The 7,120-nt window shown below is 59.9% G+C and carries 6 protein-coding genes; all 6 read left to right on the top strand.

The window, feature by feature from the left end:
• The first annotated feature begins 253 nt into the window (after window positions 1-253).
• The 6 genes from ACJ5NV_RS17545 (at window position 254) to ACJ5NV_RS17520 (ending at window position 7,118) form a co-directional block, all read left to right on the top strand.
• A complete protein-coding gene (locus tag ACJ5NV_RS17545) occupies window positions 254-1,729 on the top strand; it encodes an ABC transporter substrate-binding protein (RefSeq protein ID WP_411645806.1) in 1,476 nt (491 codons plus the stop codon).
• Window positions 1,730-1,846: 117 nt separating this feature from the next.
• A complete protein-coding gene (locus ACJ5NV_RS17540) occupies window positions 1,847-2,350 on the top strand; it encodes a GNAT family N-acetyltransferase (protein ID WP_411645804.1) in 504 nt (167 codons plus the stop codon).
• Entirely contained in the window at window positions 2,347-3,291 is a 945-nt protein-coding gene (locus ACJ5NV_RS17535) for an ABC transporter permease (RefSeq protein ID WP_411645803.1), read from the top strand. The genes ACJ5NV_RS17540 and ACJ5NV_RS17535 overlap by 4 nt, the downstream gene beginning before the upstream one ends.
• Complete coding sequence (locus tag ACJ5NV_RS17530; RefSeq protein ID WP_411645801.1) at window positions 3,288-4,103, top strand: ABC transporter permease; 816 nt, start codon at window positions 3,288-3,290, stop codon at window positions 4,101-4,103. The genes ACJ5NV_RS17535 and ACJ5NV_RS17530 overlap by 4 nt, the downstream gene beginning before the upstream one ends.
• Window positions 4,100-5,695, top strand: a complete 1,596-nt coding sequence (locus ACJ5NV_RS17525; RefSeq protein WP_411645799.1) for an ABC transporter ATP-binding protein — start codon at window positions 4,100-4,102, stop codon at window positions 5,693-5,695. Before ACJ5NV_RS17530 ends, ACJ5NV_RS17525 begins: the two co-directional genes overlap by 4 nt.
• Entirely contained in the window at window positions 5,676-7,118 is a 1,443-nt protein-coding gene (locus tag ACJ5NV_RS17520; RefSeq protein ID WP_411645797.1) for an aldehyde dehydrogenase family protein, read from the top strand. The genes ACJ5NV_RS17525 and ACJ5NV_RS17520 overlap by 20 nt, the downstream gene beginning before the upstream one ends.
• Window positions 7,119-7,120 lie beyond the last annotated feature (2 nt).

The following is a 7,120-nucleotide window of genomic DNA, read 5'->3' as shown; positions in this document are numbered from 1 at the left end:
GCGTTCGGTAGGCCATGACTTACAATCCATCTTTCCCAAAAGACTAAAGTGTTGCGTCGATCCATTGAAAGCACCCGCCATCTGACATTAGGCTGGCAATGCTTGAGCTGCAGATCGTCATTGCCGGACAAGCGGCATTCCACTGCTTAAGGCCACTTTGTGCATCAAATTATGGGTTCCCGCTAATCAACATCATGGGGCTTGATTTGCCTTGGTGATGGGTGAACACTCAGCCCCGTAACAGGGGGAAGTCATGCCGCATTTTACACGTCTTTTCGCGCCGGTTGCTGTGCTGCTTTGTGCCTCTGCCGCGCAGGCGCAGGACAGTATTACTGTCGCTATTCAGTTGGAGCCACCGAACCTTGATCCGACGGGCGGGGCGGCGCAGGCGATCGATTCTGTGCTTTATGCCAATGTATTCGAAGGGCTGACCCGGTTTGATGCGGATGGCGCAATCATCCCCAGCCTTGCGCAGGATTGGACCATTTCCGAGGATGGCACCGTCTATTCCTTTAACATCGCGGGCGGCGTTACGTTTCACGACGGCACCACGATGGATGCAGAGGACGTCAAATTCAGCCTTGATCGTGCCCGCGCCGCAGACAGCACCAATGCGCAAAAGGGTTTGTTTGCCGGGATTACGGATATCACCGTCAACACGCCGCTGAATGTGCAGATCACCCTTGATCAGCCCAACGGCAACTTTCTGTTCAACCTTGCCTGGGGTGATGCTGTGATCGTCGCCCCTGAAAGTATCGCTGATATCGCCAGCAATCCGGTGGGCACTGGCCCGTTTCGTTTTACTGATTGGGTGCAGGGGGACCGAATTACGCTGACCCGGTATGATAAATATTGGGGTGACACGCCTGCGCTTGAAACGGCCACCTTCCGTTTTATCGCCGATCCGACCGCTGCCTTTGCCGCTGTCATGGCCGAGGATGTGGATGCCTTTGTGGGCTTTCCTGCCCCTGAAAACTTGCCGCAGTTTCAGGCCGATCCCCGCTTTCAGGTCTTGGTCGGCAACACCGAGGGTGAAACGATCCTGTCGATCAACAACAAGATGCCCCCGTTTAACGATATGCGGGTCCGGCAGGCGGTTGCCCTTGCGGTTGACCGGCAGGCGATCATTGACGGGGCGATGTTTGGGCTTGGCACCCCAATTGGCACCCATTTTGCCCCGCATCACCCGGATTATGTTGATTTGCTGCCCAACTCCCCCTTTGATCCGGCGCGCGCCAAAGCATTGCTGGCCGAAGCGGGTTTTGCGGATGGGTTTACGACAACCCTGAAATTGCCACCCCCGTCCTATGCCCGCCGCGGGGGGGAAATCATCGCCGCCCAGTTACGTGCAGTGGGGATCGAGACGGAGATCACCAATCTGGAATGGGCGCAGTGGATCGAAGAGGTCTTTACCAACAAGGATTTCGGCCTGTCCATTGTCAGCCATACAGAGCCGATGGATATCGGAATCTATGCAAACCCCGACTATTATTTCCAATATGACAGCCCCGCTTTTCAGGCCGTCATGGAAGAGTTGAACGCGACGACCGACCCAGCGGGCCGCAGCGATCTGTTGGTCAAGGCGCAGACCATCATCTCAGACGATTACGTGAACGGGTATTTGTTTGAATTGGCCGTGGCGACTGTGGCCAAGGCAGACCTGCAAGGCCTGTGGGTGAACCAGCCGACGGCAGCGGTGGACCTGACAGGGGTGAGCTGGTCCGAGTGAAACGAAAGGCGTTACCTGATACGAGGTCCCGGATCATGTCCGGGACTGCGTCGCGCAGACGGCAAAGACTGCGGCCGGGTCGGCAGAACGTGGTGATACCAAAACATGTGACACACGATGCTGATCCGCCCTGAAACTGACCGCGACATAAACCTGATCCGCGCGCTGACCGACGTCGCCTTTGCGCCAATGCCCTATGGCGACGGCACCGAAGGCGCGAGCATTGATCAGATGCGGATCGACGGTGACCTCACGCTGTCGCTTGTGGCCGAAGACGGAGGAGAGATCATTGGTCATGTGGCCTTTTCCCCTGCCCAGATCAGCGAGGCAACGGGTGATTGGTATGGGATGGGGCCGATCTCTGTCCGGGCCGACCGCCAGAAACAAGGGATCGGCACCCGGCTTGCGCATGAAGGGCTGGCGCAACTTAAGACACGCGGCGCAGCAGGCTGTGTCCTTATTGGAAGACCGGCGGTTTACGGTCCGATGGGCTTTGTTTCCGACAGCAACCTTACCCATGGCAAGCTTGACCGCGTCCTTGTGCAATACATCACCCTGAATGATGTGCCGCCCAAAGGCGAAGTCACCTTTGCCCCGGCCTTGCAACAGGATGATCCATGATCCGCTATGCGCTGGGCCGTCTGGTGTCGCTGGTGATCAGCCTCTTCGTTGCCTCTACGGTCATATTCGGCGTGATCGAGGTGATCCCCGGCGATCCCGCTGCCTTTATGCTGGGCGTGAATGCCCGGCCTGATACCATCGCTGCACTCCGTGCGGAAATGGGGTTGGATCAACCGTTGGTCGCCCGTTACGCGCGATGGGTTGCGGGGATGTTGCAGGGCGATTTCGGCACCTCTTGGACATATAAAACCCCGGTAGCCGCGCTGATCAGTGACCGCATCTGGGTATCGTTGCCGCTGGCGGTCTATGCGCTGATCCTGTCCACGCTTATCGCCTTTCCAGCCGGGATTTATGCCGCCAGCAGACGCGGTAGCGCGGGCGATGTGACGATCATGGGGGCGACACAGTTGGGTGTCGCGATCCCGAACTTCTGGTTCGCGATGATCCTTGTGCTGATATTTGCGATCAAACTGCGCTGGTTCAGCGCCGGCGGCTTTCCCGGCTGGGACAGCCCGCTGCTGGCGTTGAAATCTCTGACCTTGCCCGCCATTGCGCTGGCCCTGCCGCAGGCCGCCATTCTGGCAAGGGTGATGCGGTCGTCCCTGCTGGATATGCTGGGCGAGGATTTCATGCGCACCGCCCGCGCCAAGGGGCTGAGCCGCCGTCAGGCCCTGTGGAAACATGCGGTGCGCAACGCGCTGATCCCGGTGCTGACGATCATCGGGCTACAATTCGCCTTTCTGCTGGCGGGGGGGATCATCATCGAACAGGTGTTCTTTCTGCCGGGGTTGGGGCGGCTGATCTTTCAGTCCATCAGCGCCCGTGACCTGATCGTCGTGGAAAGCGTCGTGATGCTGCTGGTGTTCACCGTCATCCTTGTCAATTTTGCCGTTGATCTGGCCTATGCGCTTGTCGATCCGCGCTTGCGGAGGCGCGTATGAACAGGAACCTGATCATCGGCGCGGTGCTGACGCTGACCTTTGTCGCATGTGCGGGGTTGTCGTTTCTGTGGACCCCTTATGACATCGAAACCCTGAATATCCCGGCCAAGCTGCAACCGCCGGGGGCGGCGCATCTACTGGGTACCGATCATTTTGGGCGCGATATCCTGTCGATGATCATGATGGGCGCGCGGACCTCTATCGCGGTTGCTGTGCTGGCGGTGGGCATTGGTATGTGCATCGGTGTGCCGCTGGGTTTGCTGGCGGCAGCCCGGCGTGGGTCGCTGTTGGATGAGGCGATCATGCGCGGCAATGACCTGATCTTTGCCTTTCCATCGCTGGTGATCGCGATCCTGATCACGGCTGTTTTCGGGGCCTCTGCTGTCAATGCGATTATCGCCATCGGGATTTTCAACGTGCCGGTCTTTGCCCGTCTGACGCGTGGGGCGGCGCTGCCGTTGTGGCAGCGTGACTTTATCCTTGCGGCCCGTGTCTGTGGCAAATCGGCGGCGCGGATTTCGCTGGAACATATCCTGCCCAATATCCTGAACCTGATGATCGTGCAGGGCACCATTCAGTTTTCGCTGGGCATATTGGCCGAGGCGGCGCTGTCTTATATCGGTCTGGGCGCGCAGCCACCGACGGCCAGCTGGGGCCGCATGCTGGCGGATGCGCAAACACTGGTCAGCATTGCGCCGCATACTGCGCTTGTGCCCGGCTTTGCTATTTTGCTGATGGTGCTGGGGCTGAATCTATTGGGGGACGGGCTGCGCGACAGGCTTGATCCGCGCTTGCGGGTGCTGCGCACATGAGCCTGCTGTCGGTTGAAAACCTGTCTTTGCGTATCGGCAAAACGCCGGTCCTGCATGATGTGGACCTAACAATTGCCCCCGGTCAGATCGTTGCGATCACGGGCGAAAGCGGGTCGGGCAAAAGCATGACCGCGCTTGCGATCATGGGTTTGCTGCCGGACCGGGCGCAGCCGCTGGGCCGTGTCATGCTGGACGGTATAGATATCCTGCAAACGCCTGAACCAGCGCTGTGCAAGATGCGCGGCAACACCGTTGGCATGGTGTTTCAGGAACCGATGAGCGCGCTGAACCCGGTGATGACCATCGGCGCGCAGGTTGCCGAAACGGTTCTGGTGCATGAAAAAGTGTCCCGCGCCGCGGCACAGGCCCGCGCCGCCGCCATGCTGACCCGTGTGGGGTTGAAGGTGGGACCGGATCGCTATCCGCATGAGCTGTCGGGCGGTCAACGGCAGCGTGTGGTCATTGCAATGGCGATTGTGTTGCGGCCCAAGCTGTTGATCGCGGATGAGCCGACAACCGCACTGGATGTGACCACACAGGCCCGTATTCTTGATCTGCTGCGCGATCTGGTGCGCGAATTTGACATGGGGCTGCTGCTGATCACCCATGATCTTGCCGTGGTCGCCGATGTAGCTGATCGGATTGCCGTGATGCAAAAGGGCCGCGTGGTCGAGGCCGGTGAAACCGCCCATCTGCTGGCCCATATGCAGCACCCTTATACCCGCGCGCTGTTTACCGCATCGACGCATCAGGTGGCACTGCCTGCGCATCGGGATCAGCCTGTTTTGCTGAAAGGTGAAAACATCCTGCGCGACTATCCCACCGCCCGGCAGGGCCTTCTGGGGGCACCGGGATCTTTTCGCGCGCTTGATGATGTGAGCTTTCACATCAATCACGGCGAACGGGTGGGGCTGGTGGGCGAAAGCGGATGTGGAAAATCGACGCTGACGCGGGCGATCTTGGGGCTCGATCCGATCCAAGGTGGATCAATCACGTTAGAGGGCCAACCGGTCTTTACCGGCAAACACCCCAACCGTGCCGTACGCCGCAAGATGCAGGTCGTGTTTCAGGATCCCTATAGCAGCTTTAACCCCCGCCACCGGGTGGACCGGCTGATCACAGAGCCGTTTCACCTGTTGGACACACCGCCCACGGGCAAGAAACGCGATGCGGCGATTGCCAAAGCCTTGCATGATGTTGGCCTGTCACCTGCGGATGCGCAGAAATACATCCACGAATTTTCCGGTGGCCAGCGCCAACGCATCGCCATCGCCCGCGCGCTGATCGTAGAGCCTGAGCTGATCGTCTTTGACGAGGCTGTATCGGCGCTTGATGTATCGGTCCGCGCGCAGGTGCTGGATCTGATTGCTGATTTGTGTCGTGCGCGCCCGCTTGCCTATCTGTTCATCAGCCATGATCTGTCTGTGGTGCGCACCATCACCGACCGGGTGATGGTGATGCAGGCGGGCAAGATCGTCGAACAGGGTGCGACCGAACAGGTCTTTACCGCCCCGCAGCACCCCTACACCCAAAGCCTGATCGCCGCCGCCCCCACACTGCCGGAGTTGTCCCATGCCATTGACCCCCTTTGATATTCCGCAAGCTGCCTGTCTGATCGGGGGGGCTTGGATTCGTGGCAAGGCCACGATCCAAGTCACGGATCCATCGGACAGCACCCCATTGGCAGAGATCGCGCGCGGCGGCACGGCAGAGGTAGACGCGGCCGTCCATGCCGCGCATGCGGCCCGCGATGGTGACTGGGGCGCGATGACCGCCGCCGAACGCGGCCGCATTCTGACCCGCATCGGTCAGGCGGTGCTGGGGCATGTTGAAACTCTTGCGCAGATTGAGGCGCGCGATGTGGGCAAACCCCTGACACAGGCGCGCGCGGATGCGCTGGCGCTTGCCCGCTATCTGGAGTTCTATGGCGGGGCTGCGGATAAAATTACGGGCGAGACAATCCCTTATCTGGGTGGCTACACGGTCTATACCCTGCGGGAACCGCATGGGGTGACGGCCCATATCATCCCGTGGAACTATCCGATGCAGATCATCGGGCGCTCTGTCGGGGCGGCGCTGGCGATGGGCAATGCCTGCGTGCTGAAACCGGCAGAGGATGCCTGCCTGACGGCGTTGGCCTTTGCCGCCATCGCGCTGGACGCGGGGTTGCCGCCGGGCGCGTTGAATGTGGTGACCGGGTTGGGGGCAGAGGCCGGTGCGGCGCTCGCCATACATCCGGGGGTGCAGCATATATCATTCACCGGATCGGTCCGCACAGGCGAAGCGATACAGGCCGCCGCCGCGAAAAACGTAATTCCGGTCACCTTGGAGCTGGGCGGGAAATCCCCGCAACTGGTGTTCGACGATGCCGATCTGGACCGCGCTTTGCCGTTTTTGGTGAATGCGGGCATTCAGAATGCCGGGCAGACCTGTTCCGCATCAAGCCGGATTCTGGTGCAGCGTGGCGTTTACCCAGAGGTTCGTGACCGGATGGCAGAGGCCTATGCTGGGCTAAAAGTCGGGCCTGCGCTGAATGATCTACATCTTGGCCCGCTGATCTCGGCCCGGCAGAAGGAAATTGTAGACGGGTTTTTGGCCAAAGGTACGGATCTCACTGTCGCCGCGCAGGGTCAAATCGTGACCGATGTGCCGGGCCATTACGTGGCGCCGACGCTGTTTGCTGATGTGCCGCCCGATCATCCGCTGGCACAAGAGGAAATCTTTGGCCCGGTGCAGGTGCTGATCCCCTTTGATGACGAGGCCGACGCGCTGCGTATCGCCAATGGTACAGATTATGGTCTTGTCGCCGCGATCTGGACGCGCGACGGTGGGCGGCAGATGCGGCTGGCCAAGGCGCTGAAATCAGGTCAGGTTTTCATCAATAATTACGGCGCGGGCGGGGGTGTTGAACTGCCCTTTGGCGGGGTCGGTAAATCGGGACATGGGCGCGAAAAGGGGTTCGCGGCGCTTTACGGCTTTTCTGCGTTGAAAACAGTTGCGGCATGGCATGGGTGAAT

Origin of the sequence: Loktanella agnita (genome assembly GCF_046640325.1) — a bacterium.
GTDB classification, from domain to species: Bacteria; Pseudomonadota; Alphaproteobacteria; order Rhodobacterales; family Rhodobacteraceae; genus Yoonia; species Yoonia agnita.
This window is presented reverse-complemented; position numbering and strand designations above follow the sequence as displayed.

Excerpts from the sequence above, each read along its gene's own strand:
- ACJ5NV_RS17545 (WP_411645806.1), top strand. The coding sequence starts at position 254 with ATGCCGCATTTTACACGTCTTTTCGCGCCGGTTGCTGTGCTGCTTTGT.
- ACJ5NV_RS17540 (WP_411645804.1), top strand. The coding sequence starts at position 1,847 with ATGCTGATCCGCCCTGAAACTGACCGCGACATAAACCTGATCCGCGCG.
- ACJ5NV_RS17535 (WP_411645803.1), top strand. The coding sequence starts at position 2,347 with ATGATCCGCTATGCGCTGGGCCGTCTGGTGTCGCTGGTGATCAGCCTC.
- ACJ5NV_RS17530 (WP_411645801.1), top strand. The coding sequence starts at position 3,288 with ATGAACAGGAACCTGATCATCGGCGCGGTGCTGACGCTGACCTTTGTC.
- ACJ5NV_RS17525 (WP_411645799.1), top strand. The coding sequence starts at position 4,100 with ATGAGCCTGCTGTCGGTTGAAAACCTGTCTTTGCGTATCGGCAAAACG.
- ACJ5NV_RS17520 (WP_411645797.1), top strand. The coding sequence starts at position 5,676 with ATGCCATTGACCCCCTTTGATATTCCGCAAGCTGCCTGTCTGATCGGG.